The sequence below is a fragment of the Actinomadura macrotermitis genome, from assembly GCF_009604375.1.
Classification (GTDB): domain Bacteria; phylum Actinomycetota; class Actinomycetes; order Streptosporangiales; family Streptosporangiaceae; genus Spirillospora; species Spirillospora macrotermitis.
This window is the reverse complement of sequence record NZ_WEGH01000002.1, coordinates 203499-222951: the sequence shown is the minus strand read 5'-3', so window position 1 is coordinate 222951 and position 19453 is coordinate 203499. Positions and strand designations below refer to the sequence as shown.

General features: G+C 73.0%; 21 protein-coding genes. 11 read left to right on the top strand and 10 right to left on the bottom strand.

Annotated features, from left to right (window positions below):
* Positions 1-13: 13 nt before the first annotated feature.
* On the top strand, positions 14-412 hold the full coding sequence (locus tag ACRB68_RS12840; protein WP_153532736.1) for a PaaI family thioesterase: 399 nt from the start codon (positions 14-16) through the stop codon (positions 410-412).
* Here ACRB68_RS12840 and ACRB68_RS12835 read toward each other — a convergent pair.
* Positions 402-1253 carry an ADP-ribosylglycohydrolase family protein gene (locus ACRB68_RS12835; protein ID WP_153532735.1) on the bottom strand — a complete coding sequence of 284 codons (852 nt, stop codon included), beginning with the start codon at positions 1251-1253 and terminating at the stop codon, positions 402-404. The genes ACRB68_RS12840 and ACRB68_RS12835 overlap by 11 nt on opposite strands.
* Complete coding sequence (locus ACRB68_RS12830) at positions 1250-3805, bottom strand: ATP-binding protein (RefSeq protein ID WP_328594139.1); 2556 nt, start codon at positions 3803-3805, stop codon at positions 1250-1252. Before ACRB68_RS12830 ends, ACRB68_RS12835 begins: the two co-directional genes overlap by 4 nt.
* 99 nt (positions 3806-3904) lie before the next feature.
* Here ACRB68_RS12830 and ACRB68_RS12825 point away from each other — a divergent pair, with 99 nt between their 5' ends.
* Positions 3905-4981, top strand: a complete 1077-nt coding sequence (locus tag ACRB68_RS12825) for an alkene reductase (RefSeq protein ID WP_153532734.1) — start codon at positions 3905-3907, stop codon at positions 4979-4981.
* 65 nt (positions 4982-5046) lie between these two features.
* On the opposite strand, the gene ACRB68_RS12820 is transcribed toward ACRB68_RS12825, so the two are convergent.
* The 3 genes from ACRB68_RS12820 to ACRB68_RS12810 all read right to left on the bottom strand — a co-directional run bounded on the left by ACRB68_RS12820 (position 5047) and on the right by ACRB68_RS12810 (position 7592).
* Positions 5047-5544 (bottom strand): C40 family peptidase, encoded by a 498-nt coding sequence (locus tag ACRB68_RS12820; protein ID WP_328594138.1) that lies wholly within the window; start codon positions 5542-5544, stop codon positions 5047-5049.
* A 602-nt stretch (positions 5545-6146) separates the two neighbouring features.
* Complete coding sequence (locus tag ACRB68_RS12815) at positions 6147-6620, bottom strand: C40 family peptidase (protein ID WP_328594137.1); 474 nt, start codon at positions 6618-6620, stop codon at positions 6147-6149.
* Positions 6621-7295: 675 nt separating this feature from the next.
* A complete protein-coding gene (locus tag ACRB68_RS12810) occupies positions 7296-7592 on the bottom strand; it encodes a YiaA/YiaB family inner membrane protein (RefSeq protein ID WP_153532733.1) in 297 nt (98 codons plus the stop codon).
* Positions 7593-7765: 173 nt separating this feature from the next.
* On the opposite strand from ACRB68_RS12810, the gene ACRB68_RS12805 reads away from it, so the two are divergent.
* Positions 7766-9091: a family 1 glycosylhydrolase gene (locus ACRB68_RS12805; RefSeq protein WP_328594135.1), complete on the top strand. Its 1326-nt coding sequence runs from the start codon at positions 7766-7768 to the stop codon at positions 9089-9091.
* Between the two features lie 88 nt (positions 9092-9179).
* On the top strand, positions 9180-9575 hold the full coding sequence (locus ACRB68_RS12800; protein WP_153532732.1) for an SCO5389 family protein: 396 nt from the start codon (positions 9180-9182) through the stop codon (positions 9573-9575).
* Between the two features lie 44 nt (positions 9576-9619).
* Here the strand turns inward: ACRB68_RS12800 and ACRB68_RS12795 are convergent, their stop codons facing one another.
* Both ACRB68_RS12795 and ACRB68_RS12790 read right to left on the bottom strand, forming a co-directional pair.
* Positions 9620-10114: a cupin domain-containing protein gene (locus tag ACRB68_RS12795; protein ID WP_153532731.1), complete on the bottom strand. Its 495-nt coding sequence runs from the start codon at positions 10112-10114 to the stop codon at positions 9620-9622.
* Between the two features lie 18 nt (positions 10115-10132).
* Positions 10133-10504: a DUF4267 domain-containing protein gene (locus tag ACRB68_RS12790; RefSeq protein ID WP_153532730.1), complete on the bottom strand. Its 372-nt coding sequence runs from the start codon at positions 10502-10504 to the stop codon at positions 10133-10135.
* A gap of 148 nt (positions 10505-10652) precedes the next feature.
* On the opposite strand from ACRB68_RS12790, the gene ACRB68_RS42465 reads away from it, so the two are divergent.
* The 4 genes from ACRB68_RS42465 to ACRB68_RS12770 all read left to right on the top strand — a co-directional run bounded on the left by ACRB68_RS42465 (position 10653) and on the right by ACRB68_RS12770 (position 13089).
* Positions 10653-10964 carry a DUF6191 domain-containing protein gene (locus ACRB68_RS42465; RefSeq protein ID WP_207709675.1) on the top strand — a complete coding sequence of 104 codons (312 nt, stop codon included), beginning with the start codon at positions 10653-10655 and terminating at the stop codon, positions 10962-10964.
* 723 nt (positions 10965-11687) lie between these two features.
* The gene (locus ACRB68_RS12780) at positions 11688-12179 is read left to right on the top strand and encodes a nucleotidyltransferase family protein (RefSeq protein WP_328594134.1); all 492 of its coding nucleotides are present in this window, start codon (positions 11688-11690) and stop codon (positions 12177-12179) included.
* Positions 12176-12352, top strand: coding sequence for a hypothetical protein (locus tag ACRB68_RS12775; RefSeq protein ID WP_153532729.1), 177 nt, complete (start codon positions 12176-12178; stop codon positions 12350-12352). The genes ACRB68_RS12780 and ACRB68_RS12775 overlap by 4 nt, the downstream gene beginning before the upstream one ends.
* On the top strand, positions 12349-13089 hold the full coding sequence (locus ACRB68_RS12770) for a metallophosphoesterase family protein (protein ID WP_328594133.1): 741 nt from the start codon (positions 12349-12351) through the stop codon (positions 13087-13089). Before ACRB68_RS12775 ends, ACRB68_RS12770 begins: the two co-directional genes overlap by 4 nt.
* A gap of 78 nt (positions 13090-13167) precedes the next feature.
* On the opposite strand, the gene ACRB68_RS12765 is transcribed toward ACRB68_RS12770, so the two are convergent.
* The 3 genes from ACRB68_RS12765 to ACRB68_RS12755 all read right to left on the bottom strand — a co-directional run bounded on the left by ACRB68_RS12765 (position 13168) and on the right by ACRB68_RS12755 (position 16498).
* On the bottom strand, positions 13168-14382 hold the full coding sequence (locus tag ACRB68_RS12765; protein WP_153532728.1) for an esterase/lipase family protein: 1215 nt from the start codon (positions 14380-14382) through the stop codon (positions 13168-13170).
* A 308-nt stretch (positions 14383-14690) separates the two neighbouring features.
* Positions 14691-15704, bottom strand: coding sequence for a DNA topoisomerase IB (locus ACRB68_RS12760; RefSeq protein WP_153532727.1), 1014 nt, complete (start codon positions 15702-15704; stop codon positions 14691-14693).
* The gene (locus ACRB68_RS12755) at positions 15701-16498 is read right to left on the bottom strand and encodes an SDR family oxidoreductase (protein ID WP_153534728.1); all 798 of its coding nucleotides are present in this window, start codon (positions 16496-16498) and stop codon (positions 15701-15703) included. The genes ACRB68_RS12760 and ACRB68_RS12755 overlap by 4 nt, the downstream gene beginning before the upstream one ends.
* A gap of 178 nt (positions 16499-16676) precedes the next feature.
* Between ACRB68_RS12755 and ACRB68_RS12750 the strand changes: the two genes are divergently transcribed.
* The 3 genes from ACRB68_RS12750 to ACRB68_RS12740 all read left to right on the top strand — a co-directional run bounded on the left by ACRB68_RS12750 (position 16677) and on the right by ACRB68_RS12740 (position 19433).
* Entirely contained in the window at positions 16677-17450 is a 774-nt protein-coding gene (locus ACRB68_RS12750; RefSeq protein ID WP_153532726.1) for an SDR family oxidoreductase, read from the top strand.
* Positions 17451-17460: 10 nt separating this feature from the next.
* Positions 17461-18225, top strand: a complete 765-nt coding sequence (locus ACRB68_RS12745) for a crotonase/enoyl-CoA hydratase family protein (RefSeq protein WP_153532725.1) — start codon at positions 17461-17463, stop codon at positions 18223-18225.
* Between the two features lie 128 nt (positions 18226-18353).
* Positions 18354-19433: a hypothetical protein gene (locus ACRB68_RS12740; RefSeq protein ID WP_153532724.1), complete on the top strand. Its 1080-nt coding sequence runs from the start codon at positions 18354-18356 to the stop codon at positions 19431-19433.
* The last annotated feature ends 20 nt before the right edge of the window (positions 19434-19453 follow it).

Genomic DNA, 19453 nt, shown 5'->3' with positions numbered 1-19453 from the left:
GCATCATGGCGGCATGGACGGCGATGAGATCCTGCGCGACAACTTCGCGCCCTGGGTGCTGGAGCTCGGCCTCACGGTCGAGAAGGTCGAGGAGCGCCGGGCGGTGCTGCGGCTGCCGTGGTCGGCGCGGCTGGCCCGGGAGGGCGGCGGGCTGTCGGGGCAGGCGATGATGGCCGCCGCCGACACCGCCACGGTGATCGCGATCTCGGCGGCGCGGGGCGGGTTCGTGCCGATGACGACGGTGCAGCTGAACACCACGTTCCAGCGGCCCGTCAAGGACCGGGACGTGCTGGTGGAGGCGGCGGTGACCAAGCTCGGCCGGACGCTGGCGTTCGCCGACATCACGCTGATCGCCGAGGGCGAGGCCGAGCCCGCCGCGCACGCCAGCACCGTCTACGCGATCATGGGGTGAGCGCCCAGGCGGGCGGCGGCTCGCACTCGGCCAGCCAGGCGGCCGGCGGGGAGCCGACGATGCCGCCGACGATCGCGCAGGTGGTGTCGATGTCGCCGCCCGCCGCCGCGGTGGTCCAGAACGCCGCCTCGTAGTCGCCGAGGTGCCGCGCCGCCGCCCACATCGTGAACGGGACGGTGTCGTGCGCGGCGACCTGCCGCCCGTTGCCGAGCACCGACGCGGCCACGGACGGGTCGGAGACCGTCAGCAGGTGCCGCGCCTCGGCGATGCCGTCCCGGACCTTGCCGGCGGGGACGTGCGCGAGCACGCCGTCCAGGAACGGCCCGGGGCGCGGGCCGGAGCGGGCCAGCGCCGCCGCCACCGCGACGGCGACCGCGCCCGCGACAGCCTCGGGGTGCGGGTGCGTCACCTCGGCCGACAGCGCGGCCTGCCGCGCCGCCTCGGCCGGGTCGGCGGCGAAGCGGGCGCCGAGCGGTGCGACCCGCATCGCGGCGCCGTTGCCCCACGACCCCTGCCCGTCGAACGACTCGCGCGCGAGCGTGCGCCAGTCGCCGCCCTCGCGGACGAGCCGCAGCAGCCGGTTGGTGCCGGGCCCGTAGCCGCGGTCGAAGTCGTGCCGTTCGGCGAAGCTCGCCGCGAGCGCGTCCTGGTCGACCTTCCCGTACCGGTTCAGGATCAGGTGGAGCGAGGCGGCCATCTCGGTGTCGTCGGTCCATGCCCACGGGCCGGGCGGCAGCGCCTGAGCGTCGAAGGCGGCGCGGTTGGCCGGGACGAAGAACTGCGAGCCGAGGGCGTCGCCGACCATGAGGCCGAGCAGCGAGGCGAGCATGGGGTCGGTCATGAAGCAAGGGCCTCCAAGGGCAGGCGGGACAGTTCGCGGCGCGACGAGACGCCGAGTTTCGGATACGCCTTGTACAGGTGGTACTCGACGGTGCGGGGGCTGAGGAACAGCCGGGCGGCGATCTCGCGGCTGCTGGTGCCGTCGGCGGCCAGGCGGACGACCTGCAGCTCCTGCGGGGTGAGCCGGTCCAGCAGGCCGGGGGCGGTGGCCTCGGCGGCGGCGCCGGCCTCGCCGGTCGCGCGCAGCTCGGCGCGGGCGCGCTCGGCCCAGGGCGCGGCGCGCAGGGCCTCGAAGGCGTCCAGGGCGGCGCGCAGCGGGCCGCGGGCGTCGGAGCGGCGGCGGTGGCGCCGCAGCCACTCGCCGTGCAGCAGGTCGGTGCGGGCCCGCTCGAACGGGCGCGTCGGGCGCAGCGCGGCGGCCCGCAGGAACGGCTCCTCGGCGTCGGTGAGCAGCGCCTCGTTGCGGGCCGCGACGGCGAGGGCCCACGGCTGCCCGCCGGCCTGCGCCCAGGCGGCGAAGCGCGCGGCGGCCTTTCGGGCCCGCTCGGGCTCGCCGAGCCGCACCGCCGCCTCCACCAGGTCGGCGGCGGGGGCGTGCGAGCCGGTCGCTTCGAGGCGGCGCAGCGCGTCGTCGTAGCGGCCGGCGCCGAGGTCGAGCAGGGCGTGCGCGGCGTCGACGGCGCGGGACGCGGGCGCGGCGGCGGCGAGGGCGCGCAGCCGGTCCTCGTCGCCCTCGATCGCGGCGATCCGGGCCGCCACCGCCTCCAGCCGGCGGGCGCGGCGCACGAGGCCGGTGTCGCGGGCCAGCGCGGCGGCCTCGGCGAGGGCCGCCTCGGCGCCCGCGTGCAGCCCGGCGGCGACCTGGGCCTCGGCCAGGGCCTGCAGCGCGGTCGGCAGCGCGCCGATCAGGCCGTGCCGGCGGTCGTGCTCGACCTGCGCGGCGGCGAGCTCCAGGGTGACCTCGTCGGCGCCGATGACGAGCCCGGCGTGCACCGCGCGCGGCCGGTCGGTGTCGCGGACCTGCTCGATCAGCCGGGCGAGCAGCGGGACCCCGGCGGCGTGATCGCCGGCCGCGACCAGCGCCAGGCCGCGTACGCCCAGGTCATCGGGCAGGCGCTCGGCGGCGCGGCCGACGAGGGCGTCCTCGCCGGCCGTCCAGGCGTAGGACGCGGCGGTGCGCAGCAGCCCGGGGTCGTCGTGGGCGAGCAGCATCCGGGCCGCGGCGGCGGGGTCGCCGCGCTCGTGCTCGACGGCGGCGCGCACCCGCGCGACGCGGGCCTGCTGCGCCGGGTCGGCGGTGAGCCGGCCGGCCTGCCCGGCCAGGTCGTCGGCCTCGTCGGTGAGGCCGGTGTCCAGCATGGCCTCGGCGGCCGACACCAGCCGTGCCGCCTTCCCGGCGCGGGTCGGGGACAGCTGCGCCGCCTGGTAGCGCAGCGACGCGGCGTTGGCGAGGCCGCCGCGGGAGAGCGCGCGCCCGGCCGCGTCGTCCAGGGCCGCGGCGACCCCCTCGTCGGGCGCCATCGCGGCGGACGCGCGGTGCCGGGTCGCGCAGTCGGGGTCCTCGGACGCCTCGGCGAGCGCCTGGTGGACGGTGATCCGGCGGCCGGCGGGCGCGCCGAGGTAGGCCGCCGACCGGATCAGCGGGTGCCGGAACCCGATCGCGGTCCCGCGGACCTCGATCAGCCGGGCCTGCTCGGCCGGCTCCAGGTCGTCCAGGCCGACGCCGAGCGCCTCGCCCGCGCCGAGCAGCGCCGGCAGGTACCCGCGCCCCTCGGCGGCGGCGATCAGCAGCATCAGCCGGGTGCGTTCGGGCAGCACGGCGATCTGCCCTTGGTAGGCGTCCAGCACGCGTTCGGTGACCGGCAGCGGCATCGCCCCGCCGGGCAGGCTCCGGCCGGTGGTGCTGAACTCCAGCAGGGCCAGGGGGTTGCCGCCGGCCTCGGCGACGATGCGCGCGCGCAGCGCGGGCGCCAGGTCGCGGGCGGCGAGCAGTTCCTCGGCGGCGGCGGCGTCCAGGCGGGCGAGCGGCAGTTCGGGCAGTCCGGTGCCGGTGAGGCCGTCCTCGCGGGTGGCGAGCAGCATCGTCACCGGCTCGGCGGCGAGGCGCCGCGCGGTGAACAGCAGCGCCTCGGCGCTCGCGGGATCCAGCCACTGCGCGTCGTCGACGAGCAGGAGCACCGGCTCCTCCTCGGCGAGGTCGGCCAGCAGCGTCAGCAGCGCCAGGCCCGCGGTGAACCGGTCCGGCCCGGCCTGCGCGAGGCCGAGCGCGCCGCGCAGCGCGGTGGCCTGCGGCGCGGGCAGCGCCTCCAGCCGGTCGCGCAGCGGCCACAGCACCTGGTTCAGCCCGGCGAACGCGATGCCGGACTCGGCCTCGAAGCCGGTGATCCGCAGCACCCGGACGCCCGCGGCATCCGACGCCGCGGACTCCAGCAGCGCGGACTTGCCGATGCCGGCCTCGCCCCGCAGCACCAGGACACCGCTGCGGCTGCCGTCGCGCGCCTCGCCGACCAACGCGGCGATGCGCCGCCTCTCTTCGTCCCGCCCGTAGAGCACGGGACAAAACTACGTGCCCCGGTACCGAAACCTTACGGATTCGGCCCCTAGGCGACCTTTTCTAGGTTCGTCCTCAGAAGAACCGGCCTAGGAGACGTCATGGAAGAGCTGTTCGAGCCGCTGACCGCAGGGAAGCTGGAGCTGCGCAACCGCCTGGTGATGGCGCCGATGACCCGCAGCCGCGCCGCCGACGCCGGCCAGGTCACCGGGCTGACCGCCGAGTACTACGCCCAGCGCGCCGCCGCCGGGCTGATCATCACCGAGGGCGTGCAGCCGAGCGAGCGCGGCCAGGGCTACATCTGGACGCCCGGCCTGCACAGCGACGACCAGGTGGCGGCCTGGCGGCGGGTGACCGGCGCGGTGCACGACGAGGGCGGCGTCATCTTCGCGCAGATCATGCACACGGGCCGCATCGGGCACCCCTACCTTTACGCCGACGGCGGGCTGCCGGTCGCCCCGTCGGCGATCGCGTCCGGCGAGCGGCTGTTCACCCCGGAGGGCATGCTGGAGCACCCGGTGCCGCGCGAGATGACACCGGAGGACATCGAGACGGTGGTGGCGGAGTTCGCCGATGCGGCCCGCAACGCGATCGCGGCCGGTTTCGACGGCGTCGAGCTGCACGGCGCCAACGGCTACCTGATCCACCAGTTCCTCGCCGACGGCAGCAACACCCGCACCGACGCCTACGGCGGCCCGGTGCGCAACCGGATCCGGTTCGCGGTGGAGGTCGCGCGGGCCGTCGGCGACGCGATCGGCGCGGACCGGGTCGGCTTCCGGATGTCGCCGGGCAACACCCTCAACGGCATCACCGAGAGCGACACCGCCGAGCTGTACCCGGCGCTGGCCGCCGGGCTCGCGCCGCTCGGCCTGGCCTACGTGCACGTCATGGAGACGGGCGACCGGGCGATGACGCGGCGGATCCGCGCGGCCTGGCCGGGCACGCTGATCCTCAACCCGCACCCGACGCCGGAGTCGTTCCCGGCGCGGCCGGAGTACGGGGCGGACGCGCTGCGCGAGGGCGTCGCCGACGCGGTCGCGTTCGCGCAGCTGTGGCTGGCCAACCCCGACCTGCCCGACCGGATCAAGGCCGGCGGTCCCTACAACGAGGCGGACCCGGCGACCTTCTACGGCGGCGACCACCGCGGCTACACCGACTACCCCCTGCTCGGGGAGTGACCCCGGACATGGCGCAGCCCCGGCACCGCTCACCGGTGCCGGGGCTGCTTCGTCTTTCGCCGGTTCTAGTAACCGGGGCGGACGGCGCCGCTGAAGTTGCGCTTGTAGTAGCTGTTGAGCTTGACCTTCTTGACCCGGCGGCCGGAGCCGGGCGCGTGGATCATGTAGCCGTTGCCGACGTAGATGCCCATGTGGGACTTGCCGCCGTAGAAGAAGAGCAGGTCGCCGGCGACGGCGCCCTTCCAGCTCACCTTGAACTTGACGGCGCGGTAGATCTGCTGGGTGGTGCGCGGCAGCTTCACGCCGGCCTTGCGCCAGGAGCCGCCGGCCAGGCCGGAGCAGTCCCAGGAGCCCGGGCCGGTGCCGCCGTAGCGGTAGGGGTCGCCGATCTGCTTGTAGGCGTAGCGGACGGCGTAGTTCGCACGGGACTTCTGCTTGGCCGCCCGGGCCTTGGAGACGCTCGTCAGAGCGCTCACCGTGGCCGCCTGCTGCGGCGCGGCCGCCGCCTGGACCGGTCCGGCGACCAGGAGCGAGGCTCCGATCGTGGCCGCCGAGGTGACCACGAGGGCACCGGCGAACGGCTTGCGGACGATACGGGCGATCAGGGGGGTACGGGGGGTATGCAGGACGACTCCTGAACTCGCTGGCGATGCCTACCGGGCGAGCCCGGGCGCGAGCGGGGGTACCGCTCGGCGCTGCGGGGGGTTCTCGCGGGCGGCCCGATTCCGGCGGCGCTCATGGGAGGAGGCACCGGGTCTCGCGGCCGTGTTCCGGCTCCGTGCCTCATGGCTGCACGGACACGGCATGTCGACGCGGGCGTGGCGAAGGGCTGGAGATCACCGCTGCCGCACGTCGATGGTGCTGTTCTGTTGTCTGGGTGGCGGCATGCGCCGGTGGATCGGCAGGAAACTAGCGATAAGCCGGGATATCTGGCAAATCTGAGGGGAGATTTCCCGGGTCCGGGCGGTCGGCGGGGAGTGGACGGGCCCCGTGCTGCCTGCGGTTATCCGCGCCTTTTCTGGTTCATGTGATCTAGCTCACAGTTTGCGGGGAACGGCGGAAACGCGGCGCGCCCGGAAGGGGACGAAGGTCCTCCCGCCGGGCGCATCGCGGCTCCGGACGGCCCTTTTTCAGGGCCCGTGCCGGCCGGTGAGCGAGATCACGGTCAGTAGCCGGGGCGGACCGCGCCGCTGAAGTTGCGCTTGTAGTAGCTGCCGAGCTTGACCTTCTTGACCGGGCGGCCGGAACGGGACGCGTGGATCATGTAGCCGTTGCCCACGTAGATCCCGACATGGCTCTTGCCGCCGTAGAAGAAGAGCAGGTCACCGGCGACGGCGCCCTTCCAGCTCACCTTGTACTTGACGGCCCGGTAGATCTGCTGGGTGGTGCGGGGGAGTTTGACCCCGGCCTTGCGCCAGGAGCCGCCGGCCAGGCCGGAGCAGTCCCAGGAGCCCGGGCCGGTGCCGCCGTAGCGGTAGGGGTCGCCGATCTGCTTGTAGGCGTACCGGACGGCGGCCCTCGCACGGGCCTTCTGCCTGGCCTTCCGCGACGCGCTGATGCTGGTCGCGGCCACGGGGGCGGCGGCCGCGCGGACGGGCGCCGCGGCCGCGTGGGCGGGGGCGACCGGCAGGACGACCACGCCGGTGAGGGCGGCCGAGCCGGCCGTGAGGCCGCTCAGAAGCAGCCTGGGGGTAAGGGGGGTGCGGATGCCGTTCAGGATTTCTCCTAATGTTGCCGATTTGCCGACCGGGCAGCCGAAGTGCGGGGTTTCAGGAGGGTTCGGCTGGGCTGAGCGTGTCGTGCCGGGGAGTTCCCCCGGCGGGCGCGCGCACCCGGCTCCATGCCTCTGGTCTGCATGGACGAGGCCGTCCCGCCGGTCGCGCGCCGGGCTGCGGCGCGCCGTCCCGGCCCATGGCGGGGTGCCGGAACGGTGGCAGGACTTTGTTCGGTGTGTCCGCGGCCCCTTCGCCACGAACGGCGCTCACGCTAACCACGCCGGGCCGGGAACGGCAATCGGAACGGCGCAGTTGACCGCCCTGTGATCATGGAAAGGGTGATTACGGTGCGTGATATCAGCTGATCAATCCAGAAGGGTGTTTACCGATTTGTGATGCCGCACACAATCGTCGGCCGAGGCGTCTTCTCTGGTCTTTGATGGTGGATTGTCCGGATTCACGGAGGGTGTTCGGCGGTAACGGAAAAGGCGCCCGCCGGAGCGGACGCCGTTGTTCCCTCTTCCTCGCGCCCCCCTTCCGGGGCGCGTCCCGCGGCCCGATAGGGCCGATCACGAAAGTGTCACCGCGATCACGGGCGGTCAGCTCCACGAGCCGCCCGCGGCCTCCGTGAACGGCGCGCCGGGCGGCAGCGGCGCCCCCGCGGGGCCGCCGGGGCCCGGCCGCAGGGCGGCCTCCTGGCGGTCCCGCACGCACTTGGCGAGCGTGAAGGTCGACGTCGTGACGTAGAGCATGCCGAGCGCCAGGAAGGCGCGGATCCACACGGGCGCGGGCAGGAGCGCGATGCCCGCCGCGATCGCGCCGAACGAGATGACGAACGAGATGATCGCCTGGACGAAGAAGGCCGTCGTGCCCCTGAGCTGGGTGAGTGCGTTCATGCGGCGAGTGTGCGCCGGATCACATTCCGGCTCCTGAGTAGGAGAGCGGAGCCCGCTACTCAAACCGGTGCCCGGGTAGCGGCCGGTTACCGGAACCGGACACGCCGCACGGATTGACAGCGTCCCCTTTCGCGCCTGTTATCCGAATTACCCCCACGGCAGAGGGAGGCCCGGTGTCCGGAAGGGGCCACAGCCCGCGCACCGCACCCGTCCTGTCCGCTCTCGTCCTCGTCGCCGCGCTGTTCCAGGCGCTCCCCGCGGCCGCCGCCCGCCCCGCGATCCCGCCCGGATTCCTGTGGGGGGTGGCGACCTCGGGATTCCAGTCCGAAGGGTCCTTCCCTGACAGCAACTGGACCCGCTACGTCGCCAGGAAGGCCACCGGCGTCACCGACCCCTACAAGGACTCGGTCGACTTCCGGCACCGCTACCCGCAGGACATCGCCCTCGCCAAGGGGCTCGGCGTGAAGGTCTTCCGCACCTCGCTCGAATGGGCCCGGATCGAGCCGCGCCGGGGCGTCCGCGACCCGCGCGAGCTGGCGTACTACGACGACGTCGTGCGCCGCGTCCGCGCCGCCGGCATGCGCCCGATGCTCACCCTGGACCACTGGGTGTACCCCGGCTGGATCGCGGACCGCGGCGGCTGGGACGACCCGCGCACCGGCCCGGACTGGCTGCGCAACGCCCGCTTCCTGGTGGACCGCTACAAGGGGCAGGGCGTCATCTGGATCACCTTCAACGAGGCGAGCCAGCACCTCTACCACGAGCTGCGCGCCCGCCCGATGAGCCCGGCGCAGCTCGCCACCATGCGGGACGCGCTGCTGCGGACGCACCGCGCCGCCTACGACATGATCCACCGGGTCGACCCGGGCGCCCCGGTCACCAGCAACGTCGCCTACGGCTCGGTCCTCAACGGGCTGTTCGACGCCGCCCTGTTCAACCAGATCACCGACAAGATCGACTTCATCGGGGTCGACTACTACTACGGCGCCAACCTGGAGAACACCACGGCGGTGCACTCCCTCACCGGGGAGTTCTGGCGGATCGACCCCGAGCCCGAGGGGCTCTATTACGTCCTGAGGAACTACCAGCGGCGGCTGCCCAGGCTGCCGGTCTACATCGTCGAGAACGGCATGCCGACCGACAACGGCAAAGCGCGCGCGGACGGCTACACCCGCGCCGACCATCTGCGCGACCACGTCTACTGGATCCAGCGCGCGATCGCCGACGGCGTCAAGGTGATGGGCTACAACCACTGGAGCCTCACCGACAACTACGAGTGGGGCAGCTACCGTCCCCGCTTCGGCCTCTACACCGTGGACGTGCTGAAGGACCCGAAGCTCACCCGCCGGCCGACCGACGGGGTCGCCGCCTACCGGTCGATCATCGCGAACCGGGGCGTGCCGTCCGGGTACGTGCCGAAGCAGCGGCCGGGCTGGTGCTCGGTGGAGGACCCGGTCGCGACCTGTCTGGCCCGGCCGCCGGCACCGCCCGCGCCGTGACGTGTGGTGGACGCTCCCGGTTCGTCCGACTGGAATGAAAACCATTTCCATGCGAGTCTGGGGTCTCAGCCACCGGAAGGAAGACGCCATGTCCCTGACCGTCGACGACCGCCTCCTCGAGCTCGCCCGCCGCGACCAGGTGGACGACGCCGCCTTCGTCGCCTGCATCCGTGAGTCGCTGCCCTACGCCTGGTCGGTGGTGAGCGACGTCGTCCAGCGGATGCGCGCCGGCGACGCCGGCTTCGCCGACAACCAGACCCCGCCGCCGGACGAGCGCTCCCGGGGCGAACTGCTGCGCGTCCTCGCCAGCGACGCCATGCGCGGCGCCCTGGAACGGCACTTCGGGGTCGTGCTGGCGTTCCAGAACTGCCACCGCCTGGCCGCCTTCGCGCCCGGCGCGGCGGGCACCGCCGAACGGCACGCGGTGTTCGTCTCGCCGCGCGCGCAGCTGCTCAACCAGTCGCCGGACCTGATCGACTGCTGAGACAGCCGTCCGCCCGGAGCCGCGTGCACGGCTCCGGGCGGAACTCACGCCCTGGCGTCGCTCCAGACCCCGCTGGAGCCGAAGTAGGTGTCGTACAGCTCCTGGACCTCCAGGAGGCTCTCCGGCGCCGCCTTGCCGTAGGCGATGCGCTCCAGATGCCGGAAGTACTCGAACCGCTGCACACCCGGGGTGATGACGATGAGGATGTCGGCGTCCTCACCCGGTGCGGCCGCGAAGGCGTGCTGCAGGCCGGGCGGGACGATGACCAGATCGCCGCGCTCGGCGGTGACGACCTGCTCGCCGGACAGCAGCTGGGCGGTGCCGTCCAGCATGTAGAACAGCTCGGCGGACTTGGCGTGGTGGTGCGGGTTGGCGCCGTTGGCGCCACCGCTGAGGGTGACCCGCTGGGTGGACAGCGCGCCGCCGGTCGCATCACTGTCGACCAGCAGCCGGACCGTGGTCGGGGCCTGCCCGATCACTTCGGCCTGCGCGGAACGGACGACGACGGACTCCTGGAAACCCGGTACGACGAGAGACATCTGAGGCTCCTTGCTCGGTCAGAGGGCGAACATCAGCGCGGCGCTGATGAGCACGACCACGGCGGTCGCGAAGTGGATGCCGAACGCCACGGCCTTGGTGCCGCCGTGGCGCAGCACGATGAGGGTGTCGCCGAGCGGAACCAGCGCGACGACCAGCATGAACCAGCCGACGGCGTGGGCCCCGGCGAACGCGGTCAGGGCCAGGCCCATGACGCCGTAGGTGAGGTCGCGCAGCCCCTTGATCGTCAGATAGGCGGCGTCACCGTCCTGCTTGGCGGGCACCCCGTACCCGGCGGCGGCCGGCCGGGGCACCAGCAGGAACCGCAGGCCGATGAAGGCGATGAGCAGGTTGAGCGCGACGGCCAGCCCGTAGGCCGAGACGGTGAGCATGATCTTCTCCAAGGGGCGGTGCGATCGTGGGGGCGGTGCTGATGACCACTCTCGGACCGGGCACTTGGCGCTCACTAACAAGCGACTTGGAGCCGCACCCGCCCCCGCTTGGAAGGAACGCGGGCAGCCGGGCGTCCGTTGGCCCGGCGTGGCCGCCATCGCGTTCCTGACGATCCCCGGGCTGGTCCTCGGCCTGCTCGCGTTCGCCCTGATCGACCGGCTGGGCCTGTGGGCCAACCGCCGTTGGAAGCTGCCCTGGATGCGCGACCCGAGCGGACGCGCGGTGTCGGCGGTCGCTGTAGAGACGCTGGAGGTCTTCTACAGCCCCACCAAGCACCATGAACTGAAGGAGCGGCGGCACTCGCTGATCAAGAAGGAGACAGAGCGCGACGGGGCACCGCCGCACCGGGTCGACCTCGACCGCGGCACGGCGGTGATCCGGCGAACACCCGTGGAATGACCCCGCCTCCCGCGGGTACCGAGCACGGCGACCGAGAGCGAACGACACGGGGGTGGCGTGGACGCCCAGACCGGAACCACGACGACCGGCGCCGAACAGCGACCGCCGATCCCGGCCCCGGCGCCCGGAACACCGGCGCCCGAGGCCACGACACCCAGCGCGCCGCCGCCGGGCACGACGTCGGCCGGCATGCCGCCGCCCGAAACCAGAGCGGCCGCTACCGAGGCACCGCCGCCGACCCCAGCCGCGGTGCCCGAAGCCACGACGCCCAACACGTCAGCCGTCGGCATGCCGCTGGCCGGAGCCAGGGTGACCGATGCCGAGGTACCGCCGCCGACCTCGGCCTCGGCGCCCGAGGCCTCGACGCCCAGCGCGTCGGCGTTGAACACGGCGTCGGCCGGCATGCCATTGGCCGGAACCAGAGCGGCTGCTACTGAGGGGCTGCCGCTGACCCCAGGCGCGGTGCCCGAAGCCACGACGCCCGGCACGCCGGCCGTCGGTATGCCGCTGGCAGGAGCCAGGGTGACCGGTGCCGAGGTGCCCGCGGTGTCTGGAACGCCGGCGTCCAGTACGTCAGTTGCTGGCATGCCGCTGGCCGGGGGCATGGCGGCTGGCGCCGAGAGACTGCCGCCGGTCCCAGTTGCGGCGTCGGAGGGCGGGGGCGGGGTCGAAGGGTTGCTGGGGACGCTCAAGCGGGCCGCTGCCGCGTTGGGGGAGGCGGAGGTGCGGTTCGCGCTGGCGGGTGGGTTCGCCGCGTATGCGCGGGGTGCGGCGCCGTCGGTGCACGATGTGGACTTCGTGCTGTTCGAGCAGGACGTGGAGCGGGCGGTGCGGGCGCTGGTCGCGGCCGGGATGCGGCGGCAGGACTGCCCGGAGAACTGGCTGGCCAAGGTCTACGACGGCGACCGGCTGATCGACCTGATCTACGCGCCGTCCGGGCGGCCGGTGGAGGCCGCGCTGCTCGGCCGGGCCGAGGAGCTGAACGTGGCGGGGGTGCTCATGCCGGTGCTGCCCGCGGACGACCTGGTGATCATGAGGCTGCTGGCGTTCACCGAGACCGCCTGCGACTTCAGCTCCGTGCTGCCGCTCTGCCGGGCGCTGCGCGAGCAGGTCGACTGGCCGCACGTGGCCGTGCGGACCGCCGGGTCGCCGTACGCCTACGCTTTCTTGACCCTGCTGGCGCGGCTCGAAGTGATCGAGGGGGAGTTCTTGTGACGCAGTACCTGGCCGCCCATGTCCAGGAGCGGCTCGTCTTGCGGGCGGACGTGCGCGGAGAGGCGGGGACCGCGGAGCGCCGCCGGGAGATCGCCGCGGTCGCGGCGGAGGGCCGCAACGAGGTGCCGGTCGTCCCGGTGCGGGCCCCCGAGGGAGAGGAGAGGCTCTCGTGATCCGCGTCGCCGCCGCGGGGGACCTGCATCTCGGCCACAAGGCGGCCGGGACTTATCGGGAGCGGCTGGGCGCGCTGCCGGAGCAGGCCGACGTGCTGCTGGTCGCCGGGGACCTCACCCGGCACGGCACCGTCGCGGAGGGGCGGGTCGTGGCCGGCGAGCTGCGGGACGTCGGCGTGCCCGTCATCGCCGTGCTGGGCAACCACGACTACCACTCCGACGAGCAGGACGGCATCACCGAGGTGCTGCGCGAGGCCGGCATCACCGTCCTGGAGGGCGACGGCACGGTCCTGGAGTGCGGAGGCATCCGGCTCGGCGTCGCGGGCGGCAAGGGCTTCGGCGGCGGCTTCGCCGGGCGCTGCGCCAGCGACTTCGGCGAGCCGGTGATGAAGGAGTTCGTCGCCCACACCAAGGAGTTCTCCGGCCGGCTCGGCGCGGCGCTGCTCGCCCTGGACTGCGACGTGCGGATCGCCCTCACGCACTACTCGCCGACCGCCGACACCCTGGCCGGCGAGCCGCCGGAGATCTTCCCGTTCCTCGGCAGCTACCTGATGGCCGAGGCGATCGACGCCGGCGGCGTCGCGCTGGCCGTGCACGGCCACGCCCACATGGGCACCGAGAAGGGCGCCACCCCGGGCGGCGTCCGGGTCCGCAACGTGGCCCTGCCGGTGATCCGCCAGGCCTACGCCGTCTACGCCCTGGAGGGCGCCGGCCTGACCGCGCCCGTACAGCGGTGACAGGCGCGCCCCGCGTGCTCTGCGCGGGCGGGATCGGGCGCCGTGGCCGGGGACGGCGCCCGATCGCGATGCCGCTGGTTACTTCGGCAGCCGGTCCAGGAGCCACTCGCCGAGCTCCGCGGTGATCCGCGAGTGCTCCTCGTTGGTGGAGGAGCACACGAACTCGTCCAGGTCGCTGGAGGCGGGGTCCAGGGAACCGATGTCGGCGTAGACGTCCTCCTGCTCGTCGAGGTCGCGGATCGCGACGGCGCTGACGGAGGGCACGAAGTCGACCCACTCGTGGTCGCACTCGACCGCGCCGCCCGCGGCGAGCTGGTCACGGGCGATCCCGAAGCTGCGCAGCGTGCCGCCGGGGGCCGCGTCGAGCTCGGGCAGCCCGTCGGTGCGCTTCTCGACGGCGGGCTGGGGGTTGACGATCCGCTGGCGCTTCAGCCGCGCGACCAGCTCCTGGGCGCCGGACCGCTGCGCGTAGAGCGTGGTGGTCCGGTAGGGGTGCAGGCCGCCGGTCACCTTCAGCATCTCGCTGCCCACCGGGACGTCCAGGCCGGTGCCGGTGCCGGACCCGTTGGCCAGCCCGAGCTTGACGGGAATCGTCGGCCAGGTGCCGAACCGGTCCAGGTCCCGCAGGAAGTCGGTCCGCTGCTGGTGCTGGGTCGGCACGGCGTCCACGGTCTCGATGTGCCGCCAGAGCAGCTGGCAGGCCGCCGGGCTGTTGACGTGGTCCGACATCTCGGTGATGCCGTCCTCGTCCTTGAGGTAGTGCGCCAGCGCCTGCAGGCTGATCGGGATCCAGGCGGCCCGGTGCGGGCTGTCCCACGAGAAGTACACCCCGGTCTGGTGGTTCATCCGCGTGGTCTCCAGCTTGCAGAGGGCGTAGCGGGTGACCAGCCCGCCCATGCTGAAGCCGCCGACCGCCAGCGGGGTGTCGCCCCGCCGCTCCTGGGCCGCCCTCATGATGCACTGGGCGGCGACCTCGGCGTTGTCCTGGATGCGGGCCGACCGCTCCTCGTAGCCCAGCATGACGACGTCGCGGCCGCTCTCGCGCAGCGCGCTGACCAGCGCGTAGTCGCCCTCGGTCTCCATGTGCGCCCACATGGCGTCCGGCTTGCTCCGCCCGGCGTTGAACCCGTCGGCGAAGATCACGGGCCGGTTGAGCCCGAACTTGCTGTTGGCGTAGTAGACGAGCGCGAACCCGCCGTCGAACTCCCAGTACGCGTCGGGGTCGGGCGCGGCCTGCGCGGGGGCAGGGTCGGTTCCGAGGATGCTCCACGGCTGGACGGTCTGCTCTGTCATGTCCGCTGCCTTTCGGATCGGGGGCTTCCGCATCCGAGGCTGTCTCCGTGACAGCTTGGTGACAATCCGTGAGATTGTCCGGTAAAGGCCAGGCGCGGAGACTGGCGGAAACTTCCTCATCGGCGTGGGAGCGGATCGGTCGATGCTCTGTGAAGCCACAGGTGAAGCCCGGTATTCGAATCGGCACCCCGGCCCCGATCGCCACACGTGCGACGGAGTGATCGCACAGGGTGATGATGCCGGCCGTGGCGGGGAATTCCCCTTTTCGGCTCCACCGTGGTGGCGGTCCGGATCGCCCTGAAGCCGGGTCAGGAGCGCAGGAGCTTCAGGACGGCGGCCTCGGCCGGGCCCTGAGTGGCCAGTTCGCCCGCCTCGACGTCCACGCCCAGCTCGGCCAGGACCGGTTTGATCGTCTTGCCCTGCTCGTACAGCTCGATGACGCGCGGGTCGATGTAGGACGCGCGGGCCACCGCCGGCGTGTTCCCCAGGTAGCCGGCGACCTCCTGGACGACCCGCGCCACCGCGCGCCTGCGGGCCGTCTCGCCCTCGACGGCGGTGGAGACCGCGAGGCCGACGGCGGCGAGGACGGTGGCGTGCCAGGTGCGGAAGTCCTTGGCGGTGAAGTCGCCGCCGGTGACCTCCTGGATGTAGGCGTTGACGTCGGCCGTCGTCACGTCGTGCCAGCCGTCGGAGGCGCGGTGGGCGAGGAGTTCGGGGCCGGGGTCCCTGCGGCGCTTCAGGCCGGTGACGACCTTGCAGACGTCCTCCTCGGCGACCGACTGGTAGCGCTCCTTGGCGCCCTTGGCCGGGTACTCGAAGGTCACCTCGCCCTTGCTGCAGGTGACGTGCTCGCGCAGCACCGTCGCCAGGCCGTAGGTGCCGTTCTCGGTCTCGTAGCGTTCGCCGCCCACGCGGAAGAAGCCGAGGTCGATCAGGCGGACGGCCGCGGCGAGGACGCGCTCGCGGGTGTAGCCGCGGCCGGACAGCTGCTCGGCGAGCCTCGCGCGCACCTTCGGCAGGACCTCGCCGAGGCCGAGGACGCGTTCGTGCTTCTCGCGGTCGCGTTCGGCCCGCCAGTCGGGGTGGTACAGGTACTGGCGGCGGCCGGCGGTGTCGGTGCCCATCGCCTGGATGTGGCCGGACGGGTCGGGGCAGATCCACACGTCCTGCCAGGCGGGCGGGATGACCAGGTCCTTGATGCGGGCCACGTCGCCCGGGTCGTCCAGGGGCCGGCCGGAGGGGTCCAGGTAGCGGAAGCCCCGGCCGCAACGGCGGCGCCCGTAGCCGGGCGCCGCGGGGTCGCTGCGGGTCGTCTCGGTCATCCCGGATGTATCTCCCCGCCGGCCGGGACGAGCGTCTGGCCGGTGTAGTAGGACGACAGGCGGTTCGCGGCGAAGAAGACGTAGGACGGCGCGATCTCGTCGGGGTCGGCGGCCCGCCCCATCGGGGCCTGCTTTCCGAAGTCCTTCACCTTCTCCGGCGGCATGGTGGCCGGGATCAGCGGTGTCCACACCGGCCCCGGCGCGACGACGTTGACCCGGATCTCCCGGTCCATCAGGTTCTGCGCGAGCGAGGAGGCGAGCGTCATCGCGGCGGCCTTGCTGGCCGCGTAGTCGATCAGGGTCTTGTTGCCGCGCAACCCGTTGATCGAGCCGGTGACGACGATCGACGAGCCCGGCTTCAGGTGGTCCAGCGCGGCCTGCACCGTCCAGAACAGGGCGAAGACGTTCACCTCGAAGGTGCGCCGCAGCTGCCCGTCGTCGATCTCGCGCAGGTCCTCGACCGGCTCCTGGGTGCCGTGGTGCAGTACCAGCACGTCCAGTCCGCCGAGCTCGCGCACGGTGTGCTCGACGACCTCGCGGCAGTGCCGTTCCTCGGCCATGTCGCCGCCGAGGGTGAGGCAGCGGCGGTCGGCGGCCTCGACGAGCCCGGCGGTGTGCCGGGCGTCGGCGTCCTCCGACAGGTAGGTGATCGCGACGTCGGCGCCCTCCTTGGCGAAGGCGACCGCGACGGCGCGGCCGATGCCCGAGTCGCCGCCGGTGACCAGCGCGCGCCGGCCGGCCAGCAGGCCGCTGCCGGTGTAGTCGCGCATCTCGTCGCGCGGCTCGGGTGACATGGCCGCCGAGGAGCCTGGGTACGACTGGCTTTGTGCTGCGCGTTCGCTCACTTCTCCCCCTTACGTCGGCCGCGGAATCAGCGATCCCCGACAAGCGAGGGGGCAAACATTCCCCGTATTGTGACCTGTGGGTAACATCACCCGAACCACATTCGGTTCCTGACGTAAGGTGCTGCTTATGGACCTGAACGGAGTTTCCGCCGTCGTCTCCGGCGGTGCGAGCGGCCTCGGCGAGGCCACCGCGCGCGCCCTCGCGGGCGCCGGCGCCAAGGTTGTCGTCGCCGACCTCAACGAGGACAAGGGCAAGGCCCTCGCCGACGAGCTCGGCGGCGTGTTCGTCAAGACCGACGTCTCGGACGAGGCGCAGGTGCAGGCCGCGGTGCAGGCCGCCGTCGACACCGGCGCGCCGCTGCGCGTCGTCGTCAGCAGCGCCGGCATCGGCTGGGCCTCGCGCACCGTCGGCCGCGACGGCACCCCGCACGACCTGTCCACCTTCGAGAAGGTCGTGCAGGTCAACCTGATCGGCACCTTCAACCTGATGCGCATCGGCGCCGCGGCGATCGGCAAGACCGAGCCCGCCGACGCCGACGGCCTGCGCGGCGTCGTCATCAACACCGCCTCGGTCGCGGCCCTGGAGGGCCAGACCGGGCAGGTCGCCTACTCGGCCTCCAAGGGCGGCATCGTCGGCATGACCCTGCCGGCCGCGCGCGACCTGGCCGCCATCGGCGTCCGCGTCAACACCATCTGCCCGGGCATCATCGACACCCCGATCTACGGCGAGGGCGAGGCGGCCGAGGCGTTCAAGGCCAAGCTGGCCGCGCCGGTGCCCTTCCCCAAGCGGATGGGCAAGGCGTCGGAGTTCGCGCACCTGGTCAAGGCCCTGATCGAGAACGACTACATGAACGGCGAGACGGTCCGCTTCGACGGCGGCATCCGTTTCCAGCCGAAGTAAGGGACGCCGGATGTCTGACGCTGTACTCACCGAGGAGGACGGCGCCGTCCTCGTCATCACCATCAACCGGCCCGAGGCCCGCAACGCCGTCAACGGCGCGGTGGCCCAGGGCATCGCGGCGGCGATGGACGAGCTCGACAACCGCAAGGACCTGTCGATCGGCGTCATCACCGGTGCCGGCGGCACCTTCTGCGCGGGCATGGACCTCAAGGGCTTCCTGACCGGCGACAACCCGATCATCGAGGGCCGCGGCTTCGCGGGCCTGGTCGAGCGCCCGTCGGTCAAGCCGCTGATCGCGGCCGTGGAGGGCTACGCCCTGGCCGGCGGCTGCGAGGTCGCGCTGTCGTGCGACATGATCGTGGCGTCCCGGGAGGCCCAGTTCGGGCTGCCCGAGCCCAAGCGCGGGCTGGTCGCCGCGGCCGGCGGCCTGCTGCGGCTGCCGCAGCGCATCCCGTTCCACATCGCGATGGAGATCGCGCTGACGGGTGAGAAGTACCCGGCGGAGCGGATGGCCGAGCTCGGCTTCGTCAACCGGCTCACCGAGGCGGGCGGCGCGCTGGCCGCGGCCAAGGAGCTGGCGTTGAAGGTCGCCGAGAACGCGCCGCTGGCGCTGGCGGCGACCAAGAAGATCATCGTGGAGTCGGCGGACTGGTCCGCCGAGGAGGCGTGGGCGAAGCAGGGCGAGATCGTCATGCCCGTCTTCGGCTCCAAGGACGCGATGGAGGGCCCGGCCGCCTTCGCCGAGAAGCGCAAGCCGGTCTGGAAGGGCGAGTAGCGCCGCCGAGCGGGACCACAGGGACGCCCGGCGGCCATCGGCCGCCGGGCGTCCTTGGTTTCCCCCTTACCCGCGGGTAAGCGTTCCCGTACCCTGTGGTTCGTCTTTTGGCGATCATAGGAGTGCACATGAGACGGAACGCGGTGCTCGCGGCGGTCACCGCCCTCGCCTGCGGCGCCGGGGTCGTCGCGGCGACGCCCGCCCTCGCGGCGGGCTGGCGCAACATCGACGGCAAGGCGGCCCTGAAGTTCGACGGCGGCCTGGACCGCGTCGACTTCGCGAGCAAGGGCGTCGGCTGGGCCATCGGCTCCAGCGGCGGGCTGATCGGCGGCCAGGCCCGCATCGTGCGCTGGACCGGCACCGCGTGGGCCGCGCAGGCCAGCCCCGTCGCCTTCACCCCCACCGACATCGCCGCCGCGAGCAGCAAGCGCGCCTGGGCGATCGGCTTCGGCATGAGCGGCGCGGTCGCGCTCTACTGGAACGGCGCCAAGTGGGCCAGGGTCGCCTACCCGGGCATCGGCGTCCCCTCCCAGGTCGCCGCCGCGCCCGACGGCGCCGCCTACTCGGTGAGCGGCATCAACGCCAGCGCGGGCGGCGTCAGCAAGGTGCTGCGCTGGACGGGCTCGGCGTGGGCCGACGCCAAGGTGTCGCTGCCACCGTCCTCGGCGGTCACCGCCGTGGACGTCCGCTCGGCCAAGGACGTCTGGCTCGCCGGGACCACCACCGCCAACGGCACCGCGGTCACCGGCTTCCTGATGCACTACAACGGCTCGTCCTGGAAGCGCATCGCGCTCCCGGGCAGCATGGGCACCACCGCCTACCAGGCCGTCCTGCACCGCGTCGTGGCCACCTCGGCCACCACCGTCTACGTGCTGCGCGCGGCGCAGAACGCGCAGGTCACCAACGCGGTGCTGCGCTACGACGGCAAGGCGTGGAAGACCGCCGCCATCCCGCTGAACGCGGTCGGCATCGGCATGGCCGCCGACGGCAAGGGCGGCGTCGTGGTGCTGCCGGTCACCACCGGCGACCGGACCCGCTACCTGCACTTCAACGGGACGGCGTGGACGTCGCTGAACGGCCCGGCCCGCGTCGGCGCGAGCGTGCAGGCCGCCGACGTCGACCAGCGGCCCGGCACCACCGGGATCGTCAGCGTCGGCGCCGCCGCCAAGTCGGGCAAGAAGACGCCCTTCATCGAGCTGTTCGGCTGACCCTCACACCGCTTTCAGGA